At 47.4% G+C, this 25,259-nt stretch carries 12 protein-coding genes; 5 read left to right on the forward strand and 7 right to left on the reverse strand.

The window, feature by feature from the left end; translation table 11 throughout:
* Positions 1-29 precede the first annotated feature (29 nt).
* A complete protein-coding gene (locus H8K55_RS04475; RefSeq protein ID WP_222612358.1) occupies positions 30-770 on the reverse strand; it encodes a substrate-binding periplasmic protein in 741 nt (246 codons plus the stop codon).
* Between the two features lie 326 nt (positions 771-1,096).
* Here H8K55_RS04475 and H8K55_RS04480 point away from each other — a divergent pair, with 326 nt between their 5' ends.
* The 3 genes from H8K55_RS04480 to H8K55_RS04490 all read left to right on the forward strand — a co-directional run bounded on the left by H8K55_RS04480 (position 1,097) and on the right by H8K55_RS04490 (position 6,453).
* Positions 1,097-4,054 (forward strand): ATP-binding protein, encoded by a 2,958-nt coding sequence (locus H8K55_RS04480; protein ID WP_186940871.1) that lies wholly within the window; start codon positions 1,097-1,099, stop codon positions 4,052-4,054.
* Between the two features lie 207 nt (positions 4,055-4,261).
* Positions 4,262-5,566: a metal-dependent hydrolase family protein gene (locus H8K55_RS04485; RefSeq protein ID WP_186940872.1), complete on the forward strand. Its 1,305-nt coding sequence runs from the start codon at positions 4,262-4,264 to the stop codon at positions 5,564-5,566.
* A 179-nt stretch (positions 5,567-5,745) separates the two neighbouring features.
* Positions 5,746-6,453, forward strand: coding sequence for a DUF6445 family protein (locus H8K55_RS04490; RefSeq protein ID WP_222612359.1), 708 nt, complete (start codon positions 5,746-5,748; stop codon positions 6,451-6,453).
* A gap of 71 nt (positions 6,454-6,524) precedes the next feature.
* Here the strand turns inward: H8K55_RS04490 and H8K55_RS04495 are convergent, their stop codons facing one another.
* Positions 6,525-15,245 carry a DUF4214 domain-containing protein gene (locus tag H8K55_RS04495; protein ID WP_186940873.1) on the reverse strand — a complete coding sequence of 2,907 codons (8,721 nt, stop codon included), beginning with the start codon at positions 15,243-15,245 and terminating at the stop codon, positions 6,525-6,527.
* Between the two features lie 501 nt (positions 15,246-15,746).
* On the opposite strand from H8K55_RS04495, the gene H8K55_RS04500 reads away from it, so the two are divergent.
* Entirely contained in the window at positions 15,747-17,168 is a 1,422-nt protein-coding gene (locus H8K55_RS04500; RefSeq protein WP_186940874.1) for an RCC1 domain-containing protein, read from the forward strand.
* A 39-nt stretch (positions 17,169-17,207) separates the two neighbouring features.
* Positions 17,208-18,119, forward strand: coding sequence for a substrate-binding periplasmic protein (locus H8K55_RS04505; protein WP_186940875.1), 912 nt, complete (start codon positions 17,208-17,210; stop codon positions 18,117-18,119).
* A gap of 341 nt (positions 18,120-18,460) precedes the next feature.
* On the opposite strand, the gene H8K55_RS04510 is transcribed toward H8K55_RS04505, so the two are convergent.
* From H8K55_RS04510 to H8K55_RS04530, 5 genes are all read right to left on the reverse strand, one after another.
* Entirely contained in the window at positions 18,461-19,696 is a 1,236-nt protein-coding gene (locus H8K55_RS04510) for an ABC transporter permease (protein WP_186940876.1), read from the reverse strand.
* Positions 19,693-20,907, reverse strand: a complete 1,215-nt coding sequence (locus H8K55_RS04515) for an efflux RND transporter periplasmic adaptor subunit (RefSeq protein ID WP_186940877.1) — start codon at positions 20,905-20,907, stop codon at positions 19,693-19,695. Before H8K55_RS04515 ends, H8K55_RS04510 begins: the two co-directional genes overlap by 4 nt.
* The gene (locus H8K55_RS04520; RefSeq protein WP_186940878.1) at positions 20,894-22,912 is read right to left on the reverse strand and encodes an HlyD family secretion protein; all 2,019 of its coding nucleotides are present in this window, start codon (positions 22,910-22,912) and stop codon (positions 20,894-20,896) included. The genes H8K55_RS04515 and H8K55_RS04520 overlap by 14 nt, the downstream gene beginning before the upstream one ends.
* Positions 22,909-23,580: an ABC transporter ATP-binding protein gene (locus tag H8K55_RS04525; RefSeq protein WP_186940879.1), complete on the reverse strand. Its 672-nt coding sequence runs from the start codon at positions 23,578-23,580 to the stop codon at positions 22,909-22,911. The genes H8K55_RS04520 and H8K55_RS04525 overlap by 4 nt, the downstream gene beginning before the upstream one ends.
* Before the next feature lie 231 nt (positions 23,581-23,811).
* A complete protein-coding gene (locus H8K55_RS04530) occupies positions 23,812-25,194 on the reverse strand; it encodes a NarK family nitrate/nitrite MFS transporter (protein WP_186940880.1) in 1,383 nt (460 codons plus the stop codon).
* Positions 25,195-25,259 lie beyond the last annotated feature (65 nt).

The following is a 25,259-nucleotide window of genomic DNA, read 5'->3' on the forward strand; positions in this document are numbered from 1 at the left end:
GCCAATGGTAATTAGCATCACGCAATAATTTAATGGTAGCCGCGCAACACGACGGCTAGGCTACCATTCTTATTGCCACGCGCAATTGCTTTGTCGATCTTAGCAATCACATCTTCGTAACGCCCTTTTGTACTAGCGAAATGCGTCGTATCGTAAAACAAGGGACGATCAGTGACATCAAAATGACGTCCGGCCAATTCAGGATCGTTCGAATCTTGCACCACAGTTCGATTGACATACGCTTCAACATCCTTGGCATGCTCAAAACCGCGCACTGGCCACACCATCAGATCGCTACGTTTCGCCATCAATTTCTTAAAACGTGCGACTGTCGATGATGAGTCTTCTTGCACCGTAAATATCACATTACTGGCACGATCAAATTCCATACCGTGACTAAATCCGCGACCGGTGCTGACAACTTTTCCGCGCAAATCTTCTACCGATTTATAGACTGGTTTAGGTGAGCCATATGTCACGCCCCAAATTCGCTCCACCACCACCGGTTGAGAAAAATGATAAAGGCGCAAGCGTTCGGCCGATCGTGAGAAACCATAAATGATGCCGTCCCCATGCAAAGTCTCTAACTGAGCGCGCTTCCATGGCAAGATGACAGGCTCAAATTTGAGGCCAGTCTCGCGTTCAAAATAAGCCAGTATTTCCGTTAGTTTGGGGTCTAGAGCTTGTTGCTTGCCTTGCTGGTCTAAGTTTTCTTGCAAAAACAAACGCACGGTTTGTTTTTCCCCTGCCTGTGCTGAACTCAAAAACAAACAAAAACATGTAAACAAAAACAATGTGAAGCGAACTATACGCATAAAAAACCTGATAAGTGACTTTGGGCGTCAGTATCGCAGTGGAACACATTTTGAGCAAGAAACACCGTCTTCAAGGACGCATATTTGACACCAAGATTTACACCCAAGAAAGTTTCAATGCCAATAAAGAAATTAAACTTCGACAAATTAGCGCCGAATGGTTTTTTTCAGACAACACTTAGCTTGTTGACCAAGATGTCTTCGTAGATACTGTCTATGAAGTTTATGCAATGACAAACTTGCTGAACTCAGTTGTTTAATCCACCAAAGGAGAGCTCTGAATGGAATCCCCCCAAATTCCTCAGAACGAAACAATTCGGCTACAGGCACTCCGTGAATTCGATATTCTCGACACGCTCCCAGAGGAACGATTCGACCGCTTGACCAGACTCGCGCAAAGCATTTTCAATACAGAGATAGCACTGGTGTCCTTGATCGACGCTGATCGCCAATGGTTTAAGTCCAAACAAGGATTAGACGCTTGTGAAACTGATCGCGACATTTCATTTTGTGGCCATGCGATTTTAGAGCAAGATATTTTCCATATTCCGAACGCTTCACTCGACTTGCGATTTGCCGATAATCCCTTGGTGACAGGCCCACCGAACATTCGCTTTTATGCTGGCGCACCCTTGCGCCCAGATGGAAAAAATAGCGTTGGCACTTTATGTATTATTGATAGTCAGCCACGAACGCTGAGCATTAAAGAAAGGCGCACCTTGCGCGACTTGGCAGATTGCGTAGAACAAGAAATCTTGCAATCGCAAATGAGTCAGCAGCATCAAGCCTTGTTGTCACTGACCAAAATCTCGTCTTTGGTCGATCCTAACTATCACATTTTGCTACGCAAAGCTTTAAAGATTGCGCAAGATTTTCTCGACATGCCAAATGCAATGATCAATCGCGTTCGAGACCAAGACTGCGAGATATTGATTCAATCAAGCGCTGAAAATTCTGCGGAAGGAAATTTGCTAAAGCTCGAACAAACCCTATGTTCAATTACCTTGGCTAGAAACACTTTAATCCTGTTGCCAAATGTTCAGAAAACCGCATATGCGAATCTGTCAAAAGATTTCCAGATAGTCGTCAACTCGTATATTGGGGCGCCAATAGAAGTGCATCAAAACATCTTCGGAAGCCTGGTATTTTCTTCGCCTGAGCCGCGATCACCGAATTACTTTAGTAAGGTAGAGATCGAATTTATTCAGCTTTTTTCTGACTGGGTGAATAGCAAAATACACGAATGGGAATTAGACCAATCCTTAAAATCGCAGCAGCAATTGGCTAAAGCCATTTCGCATGCGCAAGAAAAATTTATCCATGGTCAAGATCAAAACAAGGGTTTTAATGATTTGCTGCGCGACATCCTTGAATTAAGCGTCTGCGAATTTGGTTTTATTGGCGAAATACTCCAAGACCAAGACGGACAAGAATACGTAAAAACTTTTGCTCTTGGTTCCTCACCGTCGTTCGCAACAGAGCAAACACAAGCCCACTTAGATCCTATTTTTGCCAAAGTGATTCCATACAATGTCATCACAATTGCGAACTCAGTTTCAGATCTACAGAAACTCAATCTGTCACTGCCGCACGCTTCCACCATACAAAATTTTTTAGGCATACCAATTTATTACAACGAGAAATTGGTAGCGCTAATAGGGTTGGCAAATCGCCCATTTGGCTTTCAAAGCGACTTCATTAAATTTCTAGACCCCATCCTATTGACGATAGGCCAATTGGTGCAAGCTGCCAGAGTCCAGGTGCAACACGCTGAAAGTGAACGTCGCTTAGCAGACATCATCAAAGGCACGAATATCGGCACCTGGGAATGGAATGTGCAGTCGGGAGATATCAACGTCAATCAGCGCTGGGCTGAAATCCTCGGTTACAGCTTGGAAGAAATTATTCCCGTCAATATGAAAAACTGGCATCGTTTTGCGCATCCCGACGATACAAAAGCAGCCCATGCACTACTGCAAGAACACTTTAGTGGTGCGCTTGATTATTATGAAATTACAAGCCGTATGCGCCATAAAGATGGCCACTGGGTATGGATCTTAGATCGCGGGTGCTTGATTAGCCGCACTAGCGACGGTCTGCCATTGCTGATGTCCGGCAGTCATGCTGACATCTCGCGCCAAAAAGAAGCCGAAGAGCAGCTTGCTCATGCTTACGATTTACTAGAGCAATCAAATGCAGTAGCAAGAATTGGCACTTGGGAAATCGACATCAGCAAATCGAGCATGGAGTGGAGCAATATCACCAAACAAATTTTCGATGTTGAAACCGACTTCGTGTGTGACCTGGCAGCGGCTATTCAATTCTATAAAGTAGGAAAAGACCGTGAATTAATTTCTCAATTATTACAAAAAGCAATTGAAGATGGTCAAGCGTTTGACACTGAATTAGAAATCGTCACCAAGACCAACAAAGAACGCTGGGTGCGCGTTGTTGGCATCAGCCAATTGAATGGGGAAATCTGTGAGCGCGTGTATGGCACGCTACAGGATATCAGCGAGCGCAAGCGCATTGAAAAAATGAAGGATGAATTTATCTCCACTGTCAGCCACGAATTGCGCACGCCATTAACCTCCATTTCAGGTGCATTAAGTTTGATGGTGAATGGTGTGATGGGTGACATCCCAGAAAAAATAAAATCGATGTTGCATCTGGCGAATAAGAACGGTCAACGCCTCAGCCTGCTCATCAATGACTTGCTCGACATGGAGAAACTATCCGCTGGTCAATTGCACTTTAAGATAGAAAGCCTGGCGCTGGCTGGCATCTTGCAAACTGCGGTAGAGAGTAACTCTGGCGCGACCATAGAGCGCATGATTTCTATGTCGATTGACAATCCTCACGGAGATATTCACATCCTTGTCGATCAACAAAGACTCATGCAAGTGCTAACGAATTTGCTATCGAATGCGATTAAGTATTCCCCCAACCATGGGCACATACAACTGACTGTGAATCGGGACGATGGCAATGTTCGGATCACGATTAGCGATCAGGGACCTGGTATTCCGGCTGAATTTCAAACTCGCATATTTCAAAAATTTGCCCAAGCTGACTCATCAGATACGCGTCAACGTGGTGGTACTGGTTTGGGTCTGGCAATAAGTAAAGAATTAGTCGAGGCTATGCATGGCCAACTCAGTTTTAGCTCAACGATAGGACATGGCGCGCATTTCTATCTTGACTTGCCAATTGATACAAAGAATCAAATACGTAACTAAGGCCTGTTGATATATATTTTAGGCAATGCAACTTTAGCCTGTCAGTACTGTCTCAAACTATCGTAAAACACTCTCCCAGCATTAAGAAAATACGTAAGAAAATAAATAAGCAAACTGTCAGCAATAAGGCGCTTAGACCACAACAGTCAAACAATAATCAAATACCAAGCTTTTCCATATTTCCGATAAAAATAGAGAGACAATCAGATGCGCAAACTAAATCCTTTTCTTGTGTTACTCACCGGCTGTGTCATAGCAACGCCTGCTCTTGCGGCAACGACGGTCGTCAATTGCGGCAAATTACTCGACGTCAAAAATGGGGTATGGCGCGACAAAGTCAGCGTCACTATCGAAGACAAAAAGATTCTCTCTGTAGCACCATGGAAAGCGGATGTTAAAGCCATCGACCTTAGTCAATATTCTTGTTTGCCGGGTCTGATCGACATGCATGTGCATTTATCTCACGACCCCAAACCACAAGTCGAACAATTGCGTGAGCGCCTGACTGCCGATCCAATTGACTACGCGTATGCGTCAATTAAATTGGCAGAACGCACCCTAATGTCAGGCTTTACGACCGTGCGCGACCTCGGTGCTGCAGATGGATTAAACGTATCAATGAAACGCGCCATCGAAGCTGGTAGTATCGTCGGACCTCGCATGTTCACCGCGGGTAAATCCATCGCCACCACAGGCGGGCATGCCGACCCCAGCAATGGCCTGTCAATGGCGATGCGGATGGCGATTGGCAAACCCGGTCCAGAGCAAGGTGTCATCAATGGAGTTGAAAGTGCACGCGAAGCCGTTCGCAGTCGTTATCAGGAAGGTGCGGATCTGATCAAAATCACGGCGACCGCTGGTGTATTGAGTCAGGCTAGTAGCGGCGAGAATACCCAGTTCAGCGATGAAGAACTAAATGCCATTATCAAGACCGCGAAGGACTATGGCTTTCGCGTAGCGGCACATGCACATGGCAACGAGGGCATCAAACGCGCTTTACGGGCGGGTATCGATTCCATTGAACACGGCACTTACATGGATGATGAAGCTATTGCACTCTTTAAAAAGAATGGCGCCTGGTATGTTCCCACTATTTCGGCTGGAAAATTTGTCGCCGAAAAAGCGACGATTCCTAACTATTTCTCACCTTTGGTGCAGCCCAAAGCGGCAGCGATTGGCCCCTTAATACAATCAACTTTTGCACGTGCGTATAAAGCTGGAGTAAAAATCGCATTCGGCACCGATGCAGGCGTTTTTCCGAATGGTGACAACGCGAAAGAATTTCGCTACATGGTAGAAGCTGGCATGCCCGAATTAGCCGCGATACGCAGCGCCACACTAAGCGCAGCTGATTTGCTGAATCAGAGTCAACGCCTAGGTTCAATCGAAAACAATTTCGCTGCCGACATCATCGCAGTCAAAGGCGATCCGTTAAAAGACATTACACAACTAGAAAAAGTTGAGTTTGTAATGAAGGATGGTGTGGTTTATAAGACGCCTGTACAAAAATAAATCGTCCCCAAGCTGAGTGGTTTGCAAAGATAAAGCGGCGTTCTGATAATATTAAGTCATTATTTAGAACGCCCTAGAAATGTCACAACAACGCCTGTGTCTGTTTTATGTGAATTCTAAGGCCTTATTTTGCTGACTTTTGTTAACTTTAGCTGACCACTCTCCGGATTGATTTCCCCATGTTGCCGCTCCCCATACCTAGCACGCCACTCCCTGCCGTTCCCGCCATCGCCCCCAAGCTTCCGTATGAGCCATTAGAACACGGCAAGAATTACTGGATCGTCGACAACGTATTACCCAATGCGGCGGAGATTAGCGAACGCTGTTTTAGTCGTGACAAATGGGAATATGGCTCACCTTATCAACCAGAAAGCTGGCCCGGCATGCGTTTTCACGGTGCCTTAAATCCCACTGAACTAGAGCACATAGAAACACTAGTCAAACAACTCATAGGTAAATCCAAATTATGGATGGAGCAGCCTGCAGGCGGATTGCGCCTTGATTGCAATGTTGCGCAATTGGTTGGTGCAACTGAGAGTACGCCACATCCGCATACCGATAGCCGTCATCTATGCCGTTATGCTTGCGTAATTTATTTAAGCCCCAATCCTCCACCAGACACAGGCACTAGCTTTTGTCGTCTGCGTTATCCCAATGGAGCAATTGGTGGCAACATCGTCTTAGCGCCGCATAAGAATTTAGTCGATGCCTTGCGCGTCAAAGCCTTGCCAATTCAAGCCTGGTATGAAGACTTACGAGTGCAAAATGTCTTCAATCGTATGATTCTTTACAAGGCCAATTTAGTGCATTGCGCGACTGGTTATTTTGGAAAAGAATTGCGCGACAAACGCTTAACCACGGTCTTCTTTTGGATGACTGAGGATTAATTTTTTTGATCTATGATATTAAAAAAATCGGCATCAGTTTGACTGTTGCCGATTTTTTTCGTTGAGGCATTTTATAAAGAGAAGGCTAAATCCAAAGAATTTCCAGCCAAATCTGAGACACCTACTAAGGTCACGATATCGCCGAGTGCGACCGTGGTTCCGGTACCTAAAGTCACAGTAAGTTGAGTACCATCCGGACTCCAGACTGCTGTTGCACCCGTTCCCAAAATATGCGCATTACTCAGCAATACCTCATTGATCGTAATTGCTGTATTGGTGGCTTCGTTAATCACGAACAAAAATGTATCGCCGACATTAATTGAACTCGAACCATCCACATCTGTGTACACGGGCAATGCCGATGACGCTGGCATCGTAGTATCTAGATTTGTGAGCAAACTCCCGCCAGCCAATCCTATATTGCCTGCACTATCTTGTATGCGCGCCGACAAATTTTTGACGCCATCTGCTCCCCATCCTGCAGTCCCTGTAATCGTCAGGCTGGCACTCCCGGCCAAAATATCAGCATTATTAAGTACACGAAACACTGGCGAAGAAAAGGCCGCGCCCCCCAACAAAATTTCTAGTCTATCGCCAACCACTGCATTGGTACCGCTCAGGTTCACCACCGCTACCACCCCTGACGTCTTCTCTGCGAGATTAATTCCGAATGCTGCCGCCGCGACACCCACGGCACTAGATGGAGCATTTGGCAAAGTCGCATCGAGTACGACTGTTACGTTGCCGCCTGCCAAACCAGTATTACCGGCGACGTCGGTCATGATCATGCTCAAGACTTTACTACCATCAGCTCCCCAACCGTCGTTGCTACCGATATTGAAAGTAAAATTACCCGCAGTGACTTCGCCCGCAGTAATGGTATGCATCACCGGCACAGAAAACGACGAGCCATCAATCAGTAAAGACGCAATATCACCTGCGGCCGCATTCGTTCCGCTCAGATTTACAAACACCGAGACGCCCGCATTTTTTTCATTCAAATTAATACCGTTGATAGCGGCCGCCACGGTCATCGCTAAATTGGGTACATTGGGTGGTGTGGTATCGAGCATAAGCACATTAGTTGATGCACCACCTGCGCCAATGTTTCCAGCGCTGTCAATAAAACGCACACCGATAGATTTTGCCCCGTCCGCCCCCCAACCATCATTGGCGCCGATCGTTAACGACACTAAATTCGCGGCAATCTCGGTACCACTTAAGGAATGAATAATCGGTGTTGCCCATGCAACGCCACCGATTAACAATTCAACCAGCTCACCTGCGACTAAAGTTGTTCCAGTGAGGTTCACGTCCACCACAACACCGGCATTTTTCTCTGCAGCGGTAATGCCACCACCAGAATTTGCCGCGACACTCACCGGATTAGTTGGCGCTGTAGGGCCGACCGTATCCAAGGTCACCGTTAAACTACCTCCATCGCTACCATTGTTCCCTGCATTATCAATACCACGGAAAGAAATAATCTTACTGCCATCGACACCCCAATTGACACTACCCGGTATCGTCATAGTGAGCAATCCACTTCCAACTTCGAGCGCACTCAATACTTTCGTTACCGGCGTTGAAAATGGCAGATGATTTAACAATAGCTCTATGCTGTCACCGAACACGACACCAGTTCCAGTCAAATCCAAATTCACGCTAACTCCAGCAGATTTTTCGGCCAAGCTGATGCCGTTCGTGGCAACACCAATTACCACGGGGTTGGATGGAATTGTGGGTCCCACGGTATCAAGCAGCACGGTCACACTTCCACCCGGTGCACCCACATTTCCCAAGGTATCGGTGATCATGGCAGTCAATACCTTACTACCATCGGCTCCCCAAGCCGCGACACCTGGAATAATAATCGTCGCCGCATTTGCCCCAACCTCTGCGTTGGTAATGACATGGGTTACCGGTGTCGCAAATGGTGCGCCATCAAGAAGTAGTTGAATCGTATCGCCAGCCACAGCGCCAGTTGCACTCAGGCTCGCCAGTACGGACACCCCCGCAGATTTTTCAGTAGCACTAATGCCATTCGCCGCCGTGGCCACCACTAAGGGCGTCGATGGAGGATTGGGTGCCCCTGTATCCAAAGTGACAGTCAGGGTGCCAGTGTTAGATCCCACATTTCCGGCGATATCAATAAAACGTGCGGTCAGAATTTTCGCGCCATCCGCGCCCCAACCGTCAGCACTGCCTATGGTCAGTGTCACACTCTTGGCAAGAATTTCTGCGGGAGTCAGTATGAAATTCACAGGATTAGCGAATGGCAGACCGCCAATCAAGACTTCAACCAAATCACCTGCGACAACTGTCGTCCCATTCAGATTAACAATCACATTTACCCCAGCATTTTTCTCGCTTAAGGTAATGCCCCCCCCGCTGTTCACCGCTACATTCAAGGTGGTGACAGGTCCAGCTGGCGCAGTGGTATCCAAATTAACGCTACTCGCAACACCAGCGACACCAATGTTGCCTGCACCATCAATAAAGCGCGCTGCGATCGATTTGGTGCCATCCGCACCCCAACCGGCGGCCGTTGGAATCGTCAATACCACCGAACCGGCAGCCAGTTCTAAAGCCGTCAGGGTTTTTATTACAGGTGTTGGAAAAGCAGCTCCACCTAATACAATTTCGACGCGATCACCAACACCAGCGCCTCCGCCTGTCAAATCAACCGTGACCGCGACACCCGCTGTTTTTTCAGCCGCACTAATACCATTGAGTGCTGCGGCAATGACCAATGGATTCGTCGCGGGAACTGGTGCGGTCGTATCAAGCAATACACTCACGTCACCACCGGGCAAGGAAGTATTTCCACCCGCATCGGCAATCGTCGCGCTCAAAATCTTATTACCATCCGCACCCCACACCGCGGTTCCTGGAATCGTAACAATCGCAGACTTCGCGGTAATTTGCGCAGCAGTGATCTTTTGCGTCACCGGTGTGGAAAATGAAACACCATCGATTAAGAGTGTGATCGTGTCGCCCACAATCGAGGTCGTACCGGTAAGATCGACGACGACATTGACGCCCGCCAAGCGCTCCGCATTGCTGATCGCGTTTGCCGCGGCTGCAACTACTAAAGGTGTGGGCACAGGATTTGGTGGCAAGGCATCGAGTGTGACGGTAGTCAACCCAGAAGCTGTTCCTACATTGCCAGCACTATCAATAAAACGCGCGGTTAAACCTTTACTGCCGTCTCCTCCCCAACCATCATTGGGGCCTATGGTAACGGTAGCAGTTTTGGCGAGAATGTCTGCCGCGGTCAATACATGTTTGGCTGGAACAGTAAATGCATTACCAGCGATCAAAATTTCGACGGTTTCGCCTTCGACCGCTTTCACTCCGGTCAGATTGATGATCACATCGACCCCTGCATTTAATTCTGCCGTGGTAATTCCCCCTGCTGAGTTCACTGGCACGACCAGAGCATTGGTGGGGCCTGCTGGTGCGACTGTGTCTAAGTTAACCGGGACTTTCCCAGCCCCAACACCGACATTGCCGGCGACATCAATGAATCTTGCGGCCAGAGCCTTCACGCCATCAATTCCCCATCCGGCGGCAGCCCCTATCGTTAAGCTAACCTGTCCGTTAAGAATGTCCGTGTTAGTTAATACCTGACTCACATTAGGTGAGAATAATTTCCCGTCTATCAGCAGTTCTACGCTATCTCCGGCTACCAGGCCAGCACCACTCAAGCTAACAACAACAGTTACGCCCGCGTTTTTTTCCGCGGCATTAAGTCCATTCAGGGCGGCTGGAATACTTAACGCGGCGGATGGACTACCCGGTGCGATGGTATCGAGGGAAACGATCAGATCGCCTGCGGCGATACTTGTATTTCCCGCCTTATCGACCAAACTCGCGGACAATAAATGATTGCCATCGCTAATCCAATCAGCATTTCCTGGAATTCTGACGGTGGCTGTTTTAGCTGATGCCTGCGCCGCAGTAATCGTAAAAATATTCGGCGTCGCAAATGCGACACCATCGATCAAGATTTGAATTTGATCTCCGCTTACCGCTCCGGTACCAGCGAGATCTACCACCACATCAACGCCCGCATTTTTTTCTGTAGCATTAATTCCATTCTGGGCGACACTCACCTTCAATATATTGATGATCGGATTGATGCCTGTAGTATCTAAGCTGACGCTAACTAAGCCCGTCGCCGTACCAGTATTTCCAGCGATATCAATGAAGCGCGCAGTCAAATTCTTGGTGCCATCTGCTCCCCAACTATTAGTCCCCGCGATCGTCAAGCTCACACTCTTGGCTGCCAACTCCGCTGTCGTGATGACATGGCGTATGGGCGTGGAAAACGGGCTATTACCGATCAAAATTTCGACACTATCTCCAGCAATAACCGCCGCGCCGACAAGGCTCACAATCACGTCAACACCCGCATTGAGTTCCGCTAGCGATATACCACCGCCATCATTTGCTGGCACAGTCAAACTACTTGATGGACCTGCTGGAGCAACCGTATCCAAAACAACGTTCGCATTTCCACCAGCAAGGCCGACATTGCCAGCGGCATCAACAAACCTTGCGGAGATAGCCTTGAGGCCATCAGTCCCCCATCCGGCCGCAGCGCCTATCGTCACATTCATTTGTCCGTTGACAATATCAGTGCTGCTCACTATCTGACTGACACTGGGCGAAAATGATTTTCCCCCTATCAGCAATTCCACGCTGTCTCCTGCTACTACACCGGCGCCACTCAGGCTCACGACAACAGTAACGCCCGCGTTTTTTTCTGCATTGTTCACTCCATTAAGAGCGGCTGGAATATTTAGTGCGGCGGATGGACTATTCGGTGCGAGGGTGTCGAGAGAAACGATCAAATCACCACCAGCGATGCTCGCATTGCCGGCTTTATCGAACAAACTTGCTGACAATAAATGATTGCCATCGCTAATCCAATTGGCATTTCCTGGAATTTTGACGGTCGCTGTTTTTGCTGATGCCTGCGCCGCGGTAATCGTAAAAATATTCGGCGTCGCAAACGCGACACCATCAATGAAAATTTGAATCTGATCCCCGCTTACCGCGCCGGTACCAGTGAGATCTACGACCACATCAACGCCCGCATTTTTTTCTGCGGCACTGATACCATTTTGTGCTGCACTCACCTTCAATATGCCTGTAATCGGATTGACGCCTGTGGTATCTACGGTGACGCTGCTTAAGCCCGTTGCGGTGCCAATATTTCCGGCGATATCAATGAAGCGTGCGGTCAGATTTTTGGTACCATCTCCCCCCCAGCTATTGCTTCCCGCAATCGTCAAGATCAGGCTCTTAGTTGCCAATTCTTCTGTCGTAATGACATGGCGTACAGGTGTAGTAAATGGACTATTACCGATTAAAATTTCGACACTGTCTCCTGCAGTGACAGCCGCGCCGACTAGGCTCACAATCACGTCAACACCCGCATTGAGTTCCGCTTGCGATATGCCACCGCCACTATTCGCTGGTACATTCAAACTGCCTGATGGACCCGCAGGCGCCGTGGTATCTAGGGTCACGCTCAGGGTGCCACCAATCGCACCCACATTTCCAGCAACATCACTCACTCTAAATGAGATATTTTTGCTGCCATCCGCACCCCAGTTCGCATTGGCGGGGATGAGTAAATTAACTAGACCATTCGCAATATCGCTACTGCTCAGTGTTTGCACGATAGGCGTAGAAAAACCAATGCCATTGATCAGCAATTCGACTTTATCGGCAACCGTCGCATTAGTCCCCGCCAAATTCAATTCAACCGCTACGCCAGCATTCTTTTCTATGCTGCTGATTCCATTGATCGCGGCTGGCATCACCACAGGATTGGTGGCGGCTTTTGGTGCGGTAGTATCCACTTGAACAATCAAAGCACCGCCGGCGCTACTCACATTGCCCGCGGCATCATTGATCACCACGGTCAATACATGACTTCCATCGGCTAACCAATCTGCATTCGCAGGTACTTTAATAATGGCGGATTTCGCTAAGGCTTGAGCAGCAGTAATCGTCTGCTTGATCGGTGTCGAGAATGCCTGTCCATCAATAAATAAATTCAGGGTGTCGCCACTGAATGTGCCCGTACCATTCAAGTCGACGACGACATCAAAGCCGCTCGTTTTTTCTTGTAAATTAATACCATTTTGGGCAGCTGTCACAGTCAGCACCGCAGCGGTTGGATTCGGCGCAACGCCGTCTAAGGTGACGGTTTTAGAACCACCTGGCAAGCCCACATTTCCCGCAAAATCGATCAACCTGACGGTCAAAACTTTGGCACCATCTGCGCCCCAACCATCATTGGGGCCGACATTTAGAGACACACTTTGGGCCAATAAATCAGCATTGGTCAAAATACGAGTGACAGGCGTCGCAAAACCTTGCCCGCCAATCAGCAACTCCGCACGGTCGCCGATTTGCGCGTTGGTACCAGCGAGGCTAAGCTTAACTTCAACGCCTGCATTCTTTTCGACGATAGAAATACCGCCATCCGCATTCGCCGGAACGACCAAAGGAGTCGACGGTGCTGCCAATGCGATAGTATCAATCACAACCGGCAAGGACGCGCCCAGTGCGCCAACATTTCCGGCAAGATCGGTAACACGTGCACTCAATTGCTTTATGCCATCTGCACCCCATGCCGCGTTTCCAGGAATAGTCAGTGAGACGAGTTCATTGGCAATATCATCGGCGTTTAAGACATAAGTGATAGGGCTGGAAAACGCAGCCCCGTTCAATAAGATTTCTACTTTATCTTTAGCCTGTGCTTGGGTGCCGGACAAATTAAATTTCACCACAACGCCATCTGCTTTTTCGACAGTATTAATACCATTTAAGCTTGCTGGCACTAGCAAATCTTTGGTCGATGCGAGTGGCGCGGTCGTATCGAGTATGACATTCAATGCGGGACTGGCAATGCTAGTATTACCTGCAATATCTGTAAAGCTGACAGCGATTACCTTACTACCATCGGCTCCCCACGCGCTGCTAGCGGGGATGGTGACTATCGCTTGTTTGGCACTAATTTGTGCTGCGGTGAGTACCTGACTAGCTAAGAGCACAGGCGTTTGTGTTCCGCTTAAAATGCTCACCGTGTCACCAGCGACTGCACCCGAACCGAGCAAACTCACGACCACCGCCACACCTGCCGTTTTTTCTGCACTACTAATCCCATCTTTCGCAGCGTCAATCGTGAAGCTAGTGGTTTCGGATTTAGGTGCAAGACTGTCCAGCAACACCGTTAGGTTTCCGCCGCTTTTACTAACGTTGCCCGTTTTATCTGACATCCGAACCGAAATACTGCGATTGCCATCGGCTAGCGACCATGCAGTATCAAAAGCAGAAATGGAGAGCGTTACCGTATTCGCCAGTACTTCCTCTGCGCTTAATACATGCAGTGTGCTTGAACCAAATACCTTATCGTCGATAAATAGCTCAACAGCATCGCCCGCTTTCGCATTGGTGCCGGTAAGATCAACCACCACACTGATGGGGTTGGCACGCTCAGGCAAACTAATGCCAGCAGTCGCTACAGGGATTTTTATCGCATTGCCTGGTGGATTCGGTGCGATGGTATCGAGCTTAACATTGACCGCGCCACCGATACCGCCAATATTGCCTGCCACATCAATCACTCTGGCTGCCAACACCTTATCTCCGTCTACTCCCCAATTTGCTGTGCCAGGAATGACCAGTTCCACTGTGCCACGTTCGAGATCTGCCTCAGTCAAAGTCGCCAAAACCTTGTTACTGAAACTGACATCATTGAGTAGGATTTCTATCCTGTCACCGACAACCGCGTTGGTATCGGTAATATCGACCGACACGGTGACACCCGCAGATTTCTCTAGCAAATTAATACTATCAAGCGCTGCCGTTACACTTAATGGATAACTCGGTGCCTTTGGTGCAACAATATTAAGATCAACGCGCAAATCGCCGCCCGGAGCGCTGGTGTTGCCACTACTGTCTTTAACAATCGCTTGCAATAATTTAATCCCATCCGCGCCCCAATTCATAGTTTTTGGAATCAACAAACTCACTTTTTTGGCTGTAATATCCGCCGCGCTGAGTTGCTTAGTAATCGCCGTAGGAAAAGAGCTGCCGTCTATCAACAACTCCACCACATTATTTGCCACCGCGTTTGTGCCAAGTAAATTGACGACGACATCAACACCCGCGGCGGCTTCCGCCGCACTGATGCCGTCCGCAGCCGCAGTCACGATCAAGGCATTCACCGGTGCGCCGAGTCCAATACCCGTGGCACCTGAGCCCAAGGCCTTATTCGCAATCGCTATCGTATCGGGATTGGCATTCACTCCTTGCATCACCGTCTTTAAATAGGCCGGAGACAAATCCGCTTTTTGTGTGAATTGTTGATCAACTGCAAATTGCGAGACAGCCAAGCGGTTAACGATATATGCCTTACCGGGGGTACCGTCCACGGTGCTTAGTCCGGCATTGATCATGTCCATCACCAAATTACCGCGACTACGCCCATCTATCATCTGCTGCTTCCAGTAATTCAAGCCTTCCAAATCCGGCGATTTACCAAAAACATTGACGTAAATGAGCGTCACAAAAGATTCAAAAGGTAGGTTAGTTGGATAAATCTCTTTCACAATATCCAAGCTAAAAACAGTCTCTAAGACGCTATCGAAAGTCTTACCACCATTGAGCTGCAATAACCAATATTCAAGACCACTTTTCTCCGGCGGGCGGATAAATGCAGCCAAGTACATCTTTATTAACTCATTTTGATAACCGACACTAGCCATAGTCACTTTCGATGAAAAATACAGGTGATACCAAATCTTGCGGGATGGATCAAAGCGGTAAATATTAATTAAGACTGTTAAAAATGAGGCTCAAAGTGACGTTCACACTGCTGCTCAGATTGACAAATCTCAGGCTACTTCTTCAGTCTCTGCCAAGATATGCAGAGTCGCCGATATCGTGTTATCGGCAGCAATTCGATCTTACTTTACAGAAATATCACCGCCCATGAAAACTTGATGCTCTGCTTCTCGTTGCTAGGGGCTACTTCAGCCTTGATTCAGCCTCGATTCAGCCTCGATTCAGCATAGAAATAGTCTTATCCACTACGACATCATGCAAAACTTCCTTGGGATTCAATTTGTCTAACAAACCCATGAAGACCTGTCTAATTGGCAGATCAGTCGACTATGTTTTTGAATACACTAACAGCTATATGGTAGAGCCAAATCTCAAATTTAGCTCATCACCACCAATCAAATTGCTTTAGTAAAAATACCGCTATGACTATACGCCTCTCAATTCCAAAACCTTCTAGTCTCAAGTTATCCATGGCCATTTGCTTAAGCCTAATTCTGACAGCCTGTGGCGGTGGAAAAGACAGCACGGCCACCACGACTAGCACAGCGCCAGCTCTGGTTTCGATCAGTCTTAGTCCTGCCAATTCGACCATAGCGCTGGGCCTTACACAGCAATTTGCAGCGACAGGTAATTATGCCGATGGAAGTAGTGCTGTTATCACAAAAGATGTGGTGTGGAGTTCACCCGGTACAGTCGCCAGCATAGTACAAACTACAGGGCTAGCGACCAGTAAGACGATAGGCACAGAAACCATCACCGCAACCTCAGGCAAAATCAGCGGCAACACCAAATTGATCGTGCAAGGCCCCTATGTTGGGGTATCCGCCGGAGGCAGTCATTCCTTGGTGTTAAAAGCAAACGGCACGGTGAACAGCAGTGGTCTAAATCGCACAGGTCAATTGGGTAACGGCACTGCGAATGATCAGTCAAGCATGGCAGCAATGGGTAGCGTCAACACCTGGACACAAATTGCATCGGGCGAATTTCATACCGTCGCACTACGTAGTGACGCCTCTCTGTGGGCATGGGGTTTCAATCAAAACGGACAATTAGGTGATGCCAGTTTCGTCGATAAACTCAATCCGACTAAGATAGGCAGTGCAAGCTGGATCGCTATTGCAGCCGGAAAATCGCACACGGTCGGAGTTAAAAAAGACGGCACCCTGTGGGCATGGGGACGCAATTTTTATGCACAATTAGGTGATGGTACGGTCATCGATAGAGTAGAACCGGTACAAATCGGCACTGCAAAAAATTGGACCAGTGTTGCCGCTGGTGCCAGCCACACCATCGCACGCCGCTCCGATGGCACGATCTGGGGCTGGGGTAACAATACCAATGGACAAGTTGGTACTGGCCCTAGTGCCACGGTTACCACCCCAACCCAAATTGGCACCGCCACTTGGGTTTCAATCGCGGCTGGTCAAAATCATAGCCTGGCGATTCGTGCCGACGGCGCGCTATTTTCTTGGGGAGCAAGCGATCAAGGCCAACTCGGTAACGGCGCACTATCAGATCGTCTCAACCCTAGTCAAGTCGGCACACTCAGCAATTGGGCGTCAGTAGCAGCAGGAAGCAAACATAGTCTGGCCCTCAAGAGCGATGGCAGCCTGTGGGCTTGGGGTGCGAACGAAGACGGGCAACTTGGTATTGGCAACAATCTGACACAATTATTACCAATGCCAGTTGGTGATGCAAAGAATTGGAAATTTATCTCCGCTGGCATCGCCCACACGCTTGCCGTTCGGGCCGACGGTAGTTTATGGGTTTGGGGTAGAAATAATGAAGGTCAATTAGGAGATGGCAAACGCCTGAGCATCAATATTCCTAGCGCATTACCTTAGAAATTGCATCATTTCGATGAGAAATAAGCAAAATTTACCTTGTTCCATCTAGGAGATTATCCACCTGATTCAGCGTCAGGCGTAGGGAATTACGCTAGAATAGGTTATAAAAATAAATCTACTAGTTCCTTGGAAAACGGCATTTTGTTCACTTCACTTCAATCACTGCTTATCTGCACCGTGGTCAGCTTTATCTTGCCGATACAGCAAGCCAGTGCCAAGCATATTCCCTCCGCAAAAACCACGCCCCCGGTAGTGGCAGTGTTAATGCCTGAACAAAAAGGCGACCGGGATCAGATCCTTCCGCTAACCAAAAATGTTTTACAACTTTTCAATTACATAGAAAGCTCGGCGAATGTCAAAATTGATATTCGCCGCTATCCATGGCGTCGCGTATTACACAATGGTGAGAATGGCGAGGGACTCATTTTTGGCATCTATAAGACTCCTGAGCGATTAAAGATTTTCCATTTTTCTGAGCCCGTGTATTCCGACAAAGTCTGGCTAGTGAAACGCTGTGAAGACAACTTCAACTTTAACTCTATGAGTGACCTCAAAGGCAAGACCATAGGCATAGTGCAAGGTTCTAGTGCGGGAGATGAATTTGATAAACAAGTCAATGTCCTTTTCAAGGCCGAATACAATACCAGCAGCCTCGCGGGTCGGTTTTCCAAGCTATACCAAAAACGTATGGATGCTTTTTTACTTTACGAACCGCGCACTAATCTCAAAGAAGTACAAAAAGAATTAAATCAGTTATACGCTGCCGAATTCGACGAATACAAGAAAAAGAAAACCGATCTGTTTTGCATCCTTCCCCGTCCAATTTCCATTATCGATGCGCACTTTGCTACCGGCTTAAATTACGATAAAGACATTTTAGAAAAAATCGATAAAGTGCTCATTCAAGCAAGAAAAAATGGCGAACTGGAACGTATCTTTGCCAAATAAATTCATGGCTGACAGCTCAGCTATCATAGCGCGATATTGAGCCTAAGTTCTTAAGCCAATTTCATCACACTGAATCGATGTAATGGCTCAGGCTTGATTGAAGCAGCCACTATCTTGCAAACCTGACAGGCGCTGTAAATCGAGGCATAAGCGACGCATATTAGGTTTAGAGGATGGCATTATCTACAGACTATTTCAAATATCCCATCCTATTCACAGTACGTACTTTTGGTGTCCACCTATGCAGCGAGGACGCTTGAATTTAAGCGCCCTTGGCCTCCCTACTGAACTCAATTAAGTACTGAGTTCAGTTCAGCATTTAACTCTATACCTGAACCTGCTTATCCATCGCTGCGTAATGCAGCGATAGGATCTAGACGTGACGCTTGCTTAGCCGGAAATACACCGAATGCCAATCCGACTGCAATACACATAGCCACCGCGATCAACAAACTAAGCGGAGACCAGGCAACCGACCAACCCGCTAAGCTTGCAATGCTATACGCCGTAATTGCACCTAACAGAAGTCCCATTAATGCCCCTGTAACAGCAATCACCAAAGCTTCCGCCAAGAACTGCTCAACCACGTCTCTGCGACGTGCGCCCAAAGCCCGTTTCAAACCAATTTCGCGTCGACGCTCCAATACGTTAGCCAGCATAATATTCATGATGCCTATACCACCCACCAGCAAAGACACAGCTGCGATTGAACTCATGACTATCGTAAAGATTCTTTGCGTTTGTTGATTCTGCCGATACAAGCCCATAGGCACGATCAAATTCGTATCGTCTGCGTTTGCATGACGTTGTTCAATTAAAGTTTGCAATACACGCGCCGCCGCATCTGGCGCGACCTTCTCATCAAGCCGCAAACTGATACCGTCGACCTCATCTTCAATTTGTTTGAACAGAAAACGCGCACGGCCACTTTCCCAAGAGACGAATAAACGTTCATCATCCAGCCCAAGTTTTACACCTTCAAAATCAGATTTTCCGGCAGACCGATCAGCCAGCACACCAACGACTTCCAACCAGGTATGGTTGAGCTTAATGCGTTCACCGATAGGATTAAAATCGCCGAACAAGCTCTTTGCCAAACGTGCACCCAACACACACACAGGTGCCAAACTAGCGCCATCTTCGGGAACTAACCAGCGTCCAAGATTGACTTGCAAACCGCCATGTTCAGCGTAGGCATGCGATACTGCAAAGGCACGGCCAGCCACAATATTGGTACCGTACACCAACTGATCCACTTTGATTTCTTTTTTGAGAGCCACTGATTGCGCACCAGGCACTACCGACATTGCTGCGGCAGCATCGGCTGCAGATAAACCAAGAGAGCGGACACGTACGTCTTTTAATTTTTCGGCTGCGATATTTTTTGATTCCAGCAAAATATTATTCAAACCTAATTCAGCCACCAAACGTAAAGCTTCACGCTTGCTACCCTCACCAACAGCGAGCATAGCAACTATTGCCGCCACCCCAAATATCATACCAAGCAAGGTCAAACCAGTGCGCAACTTGCGACGTTGTAATTCAACGATTGCCTCAAGAATCAAAGCGCGGTTCATGACTTCACCTCTTTTTTCTCGGGAACCAAGACCAATTTGGCGCCAGCACTAATACCAGATTTAATCTCACTACGAATCTGTCCGCGCAATCCCAGCTCCACTTTTTGTTTCAACAATTGAGAACTTTCCTTCAGATAAACAAAGTAGTCTGCGCCCTCTTGCACCAAAGCGATATTCGGAACAGTAAGCACCTTATTTGCCGCCAATAAAGTCACTCGTCCAGTGATGGCCTGACCAGGCTTTAATCCATAGCGACGCACCAGATCCTGCCCAATATGCGCCTCAAAATCAGAATATTTAACAGGGGATTCACGCGACTTGGTGCTAGCTGTTTTACCGACTTTACTAACTTTAAGATCAAGTTCTGTGCCAGTACCTGACAAACGAACTTTAATCGCCTGCCCTTCTTTTAAACCAAAAGCTGCACCTTCTGCGATACTAAATTTTGCGACTTGTTGTTCGAGATCTGGCAGTGAACCAAACTCTTCTCCAGCCCATAATTTAGTTCCTATCTGTGGAACCGAGTCATCCCATCGCGTCTTTAGAAAGAACACTCCCTGATGCGGCGCTCTCAATTCCAGTGAAGATAAACTCTTACGCTGCTGTTCTATGGTCAGCGCCACACTCTCCTTTTGCGAATTAATGACCGCCTGATCAGCATTATTACGTGCACCTATTTGATTGTTTTTCCATTTCAAATAATCTTGTTTATGATGCAGAAAACCAATGTCCACCAAAGTATCAAGAATTTTATTTTGAGCAAAAATTTTTAAGTCAGCATTCGCATAACGCTGACTCAAATTCAGATCGGCAGTTACTTTGGCACTATCAGAACTGAGTTCAGCACGCCCTAACTCTGTATTCGCCCGCACCCCAAGTTCCATCAATTCTTTGCGTAACATATCCGTCTCAGCCTGGGATAAGGTCACTCTGGCCTGCGTTGCATCAAATTGCGCGATCACCTGACCTTTTTCGACCATACTGCCGTTGGCCACCATAGAAACTAAATTACGTTGATCCCAACCGGTACCAGGCACATTCAACTGTGTACTGGCGGCAGCTTTAATTTCTCCATCTGCAACAAGTTCTTCTTGCCAGCTACGTGCTTGTAGCACTTCAACCGGCACACTATCGTTAGCCTGCTCACCACGACAAGCACTTAAACCAGTCAGCAAACTAAGGGCAAGCAATCGCCATTTAATTTTTCCCATTTTTTGCTCCCAATTGTGTGACAGATTGTGCACGGGTATTGTCGGTATTGTTTTTGTCCTTTACTAGCACTTTGCTGTCACCTAATTTAACTTGCACTGCAGTACCGGGTTTCAGATTTTTCGGTAAGGCATCAAATTCTAATTCTATGTCGCGCACGATAATCGGTTGATTCTTCGATTTACCATGAAATACCGGGCCGTATCCACTCAGTTTGGCCGCCACTTGGGTATTTGCACCCGGCACAGTGACTAATAATTGCTGCCCTAATTTAAGTAAAGACACTTGAGCTTCAGGAACTTTAGCCGCTACAAATATTTTTTCCGGGTCAGCTAAATTGGCCACCGCAGAACCCATAAAAACGCGACTACCGACCGCAAATTTTTCATCATCGAAACCTGCATTATGTACAACCGTACCGGAGCGTGGTGCAATCACTGTTAACCCATTCAAGCCTTTCTCCAGCACAGAAATGGTTTGCTGCAATTGCGCAATTTCAGATTTCAAACCGCGTAGTTCAGCAGTTCTGGCGCGCTGTTGGGCTTCGCGCTGACGTTCTGATAATTGGGCCAATTGGTTAAATAGCTCGCGTTCAATCACTAATTTGTCATACTCAATACGCTTGACCAACTCGCGCGGTAAAGCGGCTTTGCGCTGCGCTTTTTCGGCATTACTTTTTGCCTCGTTCACTGACAGATCCGCTGCTTTCGCTGCTTCTGCATGATCGAGTACGATCTTTTCCAGATTACGTTGCTTCTCTTTGAGTGAACTACGATGCGTATCAAGTCTGGTTTTAGCTTCATTCGCTTCGAATATCGCTACTGGTTCACCCGCTTTGACATGGCTACCTTCCGGCGCCAGCATAACCAAATTATAGGTCCACACTTGATGAATACTGGGTGGAGCGATTTGTGCCGATTGACGCGATAACACTTCACCTTCAAATGTTAATTCTTGTGCAGTGACTTGCGCGTTCTTCTTACTTAGATTTAAGCCAGCTTTATACTCAGATTTGGCATCATTATTTACCGCTATCTTTTGCGTTTTTATCGTCTCGACCGCCACACTCATGCCCTGCTGCAGATCATAGGGTAAATTTTCTGGCAAACTGATTTCAACCTTGAAGTAACGGCCATTTCCCCAGATTGCACGTGGTTCTGGAGCACTGGCAATACGCTCAATGACTCCTCTCGCACCAGAAAGTGGTATCGCGTCAAATCGCAACTGCAGGACTTGTCCCTGTTCCAAAAATGGTCGATCCGCTTCCAATACCCAAGCGATTGCTTTTAGCTTCCCTTCGCCCATAATTTGACCCGCCGACGAACCAATTTGTGCGTGTCCGCCTTCATCTAAGCGTTTGCCGTTCCAAATATCATAACCATGAACCACTATCCCATCGCGTGCAGCTCTTACCTCGCTTTGTGACTGTTGGAGTTTGGCAAATGCGATTTGAATTTGCAGACGTTTAACTGCCAGATCGGCGTCTTCTAATTTGCGTTTGACCGCTGACTTCGCGTTTTCTTGTGCCTTTTGCTTGACCGTTAAATCTCGAATAGCACGCTCTAGCTCACCCTGATATTTATCAAAATCCAGTGCAGAAATCTGTGCTTTTGGCAAAGCGGCATCAATCTTCGCCTTTGCCAATGCAGCTTGAGCGGTAATCAAGGCTCTATCCGCTTCTACCGTCTTGACGTCCAGATCTGCCGCTTCGCGCAAACCACGTTCGCGAGTTTGCACCAGTTCTAATTCCAGCCGTTCTAATTCTGAATTACCTTGTGAGTCGACCCTTAGAATGACATCTCCCGCTTTAACCTTGCTGCCCTCGGGAACAAAATAACGTAAAGTAACAGGCGAGATATTCGATGATGGAACGATAATAGGAACCGAATCCACGGCCTGCAGTTCGCCAGTAAATAAAACCGGACGCTGATAAGCAGGTGCAGGTAATTTGTCAGCATACGCAACTGCACAAATCGATAATGTCAGTCCAAACACTAGGCGCCTCATGCATGCACCTCATCGACTTTGCCATCCTTCAAATAAATAGTACGTTGTGCCTTTGCTGCGATATGCGGATCATGGGTAACAAGCACCATGGTTTGCCCATTGGCGTGCAATTCTGCGAGTAATTCCAGTACATCATTCGCACTTTTAGAATCCAAATTACCGGTTGGCTCGTCCGCAAGCAGCAATGCTGGTTGATTCAACAAAGCGCGCGCAATCGCTGCTCGTTGCAACTGTCCACCTGACAATTCACCCGGCAAATGACTGATACGTTGACCTAATCCCATACGTTCTAACAGATGTCGGGCACGAGTTTCTGCCTCAGGGTCAGCTTGCTCGGCGTAACGCTGCGGCAATAAAACATTTTCCAACACCGACAAGCGCGGCAATAAATGAAACGATTGAAACACAAACCCTATACGACGATTGCGTAAATCCGAGGAGGCATCATCATCCATACTGCCAATCTCATCTTGCTCTAAGTGGTAAGTGCCACTATCTGGTTTATCAAGTGCCCCCAGCACATTCAACAACGTGGATTTACCAGACCCAGACGGCCCCATAATCGCGACAAATTCACCACGAGCAATCGATAAGTCCACGCCATCTAAGGCACGAATATCGTTTCCCCCTTGCTGATAAGTCTTACGAATATTCTTTAATGCAATCATCGATTTTTCCTAAATAGCCATATCATGGTAGAACCATAGAAATTGGCAGGAAGTATCTTTGCATTTGTGACAATTGTCAACAAAGCAGATTTATATCAATAAAGAAATTCTTAAAATTATTAGATCGACAATTTGGTATAGAAAAATCGTATAGCGTTCAGACAAAAAAAGCCCGCAACGTGTTGCGGGCTCTTTGCAGATTGAAAAATAGAGACTGATTCTGACAGTAAATCAGCAAGGCATTTCAGCATTTTTACGTGAATAGAACCACCAGGTAATGACCATGCAGCTAAGGTAAAACACGATGAAAGTGTACAGCGCCATATCCGGTGCACCAGTAATTTTGATAGAAGTACCAAAGCCTTGTGGAATGAAAAAACCACCGTAGGCACCAATCGCACCAGAGAAGCCCAACACTGCCGCAGATTCTTTAGCCGCATCCAAACGTGCTTGTTTGATTGCTGCTTCGCCTTTGCCAGCGGCTGCACGTTCTCTGTCGGTTTGGAAAATAATCGGAATCATGCAGAACGTAGAACCGTTGCCCAAACCAGTCAGAATAAACATGCCGATAAAGGAGAACAAGAACACGCTGAATTGGTTCGCATGTAAGGCAGGCAGAATACCAAAAGCAATCGTCGCGGCCATCGCGGCAAATACCCAGAAGGTCAAACGTGCGCCACCTAATTTATCTGACAAGATGCCACCAACAGGACGAGCCAACGCGCCTGCTAAAGGCCCCAAGAAAGCGAATTTAGCGACATCAATTTCGGGGAACTGCGCTTTAATCAACATGGCAAAAGCGGCAGAAAAACCAATGAATGAACCAAAGGTGCCAATGTACAACCAACACATTAACCAATTGTGTTTGCGTTTAAAGATAATCGCTTGATCAGAAAATGAAGCTTTTGCGGAAGCGATATCGTTCATACCGAACCAGGCAGAAATCGTCGCTACCACAATAAATGGTACCCAGATAAATCCTGCGTTCGCGAGCCAAAACATTTTGTCGGTATTGGTTTTGACATTGTGATACAAGAAACCGTCGCCAGAAACTGCAGCACCAAACACCGCAGACGAAATGACCAAGGGCGCGACGAACTGCACCACGGATACACCGAGATTACCTATCCCTGCATTCATCCCTGTGGCATAACCTTTACGCGATTTTGGAAAGAAGAAACTAATATTCGCCATACTGGAACTGAAATTGCCGCCCCCCAAACCACACAGCAGCGCAAGAATTAACAGTGTGGAATAACTAGTTGTTGGATCTTGCAAGGCAAAGCCCATACCGATTGCTGGTATCAGCAAACTCGCAGTCGAAATCGCTGTAAAACGACGACCGCCAAACACCGGCACGAGGAAGGAATAAAAAATCCGCAAAGTCGCACCAGAAAGCGCAGGCAATGCGGTTAAGAAAAACAACTGATCTTTGGTGAATTTAAAACCTGCCTTATCCAAATTGGCTGCTACTACGCTCCATAACATCCAAACAGAAAATGCCAACATCAGACAGGGAATAGAAATCCACAGATTGCGGTTGGCGATATTGCTGCCCTCTTTCTTCCAAAACCCGCCGTCTTCGGGTTCCCAACGACTTAAGACGTGACTCATTTTGTACCCCCTCTTTAATGAATTACTTATTTACCTAATTTACTGAGCTAACTTACTTAGCCAAC

This window comes from Affinundibacterium flavidum, assembly GCF_014284175.1.
Taxonomy (GTDB): domain Bacteria; phylum Pseudomonadota; class Gammaproteobacteria; order Burkholderiales; family Burkholderiaceae_D; genus Undibacterium; species Undibacterium flavidum.

Excerpts from the sequence above, each read along its gene's own strand:
- H8K55_RS04490 (WP_222612359.1), top strand. The coding sequence starts at position 5,746 with ATGTTGCCGCTCCCCATACCTAGCACGCCACTCCCTGCCGTTCCCGCC.
- H8K55_RS04500 (WP_186940874.1), top strand. The coding sequence starts at position 15,747 with ATGACTATACGCCTCTCAATTCCAAAACCTTCTAGTCTCAAGTTATCC.
- H8K55_RS04515 (WP_186940877.1), bottom strand. The coding sequence starts at position 20,907 with ATGGGAAAAATTAAATGGCGATTGCTTGCCCTTAGTTTGCTGACTGGT.
- H8K55_RS04520 (WP_186940878.1), bottom strand. The coding sequence starts at position 22,912 with ATGAGGCGCCTAGTGTTTGGACTGACATTATCGATTTGTGCAGTTGCG.
- H8K55_RS04530 (WP_186940880.1), bottom strand. The coding sequence starts at position 25,194 with ATGAGTCACGTCTTAAGTCGTTGGGAACCCGAAGACGGCGGGTTTTGG.
- H8K55_RS04485 (WP_186940872.1), top strand. The coding sequence starts at position 4,262 with ATGCGCAAACTAAATCCTTTTCTTGTGTTACTCACCGGCTGTGTCATA.
- H8K55_RS04510 (WP_186940876.1), bottom strand. The coding sequence starts at position 19,696 with ATGAACCGCGCTTTGATTCTTGAGGCAATCGTTGAATTACAACGTCGC.
- H8K55_RS04495 (WP_186940873.1), bottom strand. The coding sequence starts at position 15,245 with ATGGCTAGTGTCGGTTATCAAAATGAGTTAATAAAGATGTACTTGGCT.
- H8K55_RS04525 (WP_186940879.1), bottom strand. The coding sequence starts at position 23,580 with ATGATTGCATTAAAGAATATTCGTAAGACTTATCAGCAAGGGGGAAAC.
- H8K55_RS04480 (WP_186940871.1), top strand. The coding sequence starts at position 1,097 with ATGGAATCCCCCCAAATTCCTCAGAACGAAACAATTCGGCTACAGGCA.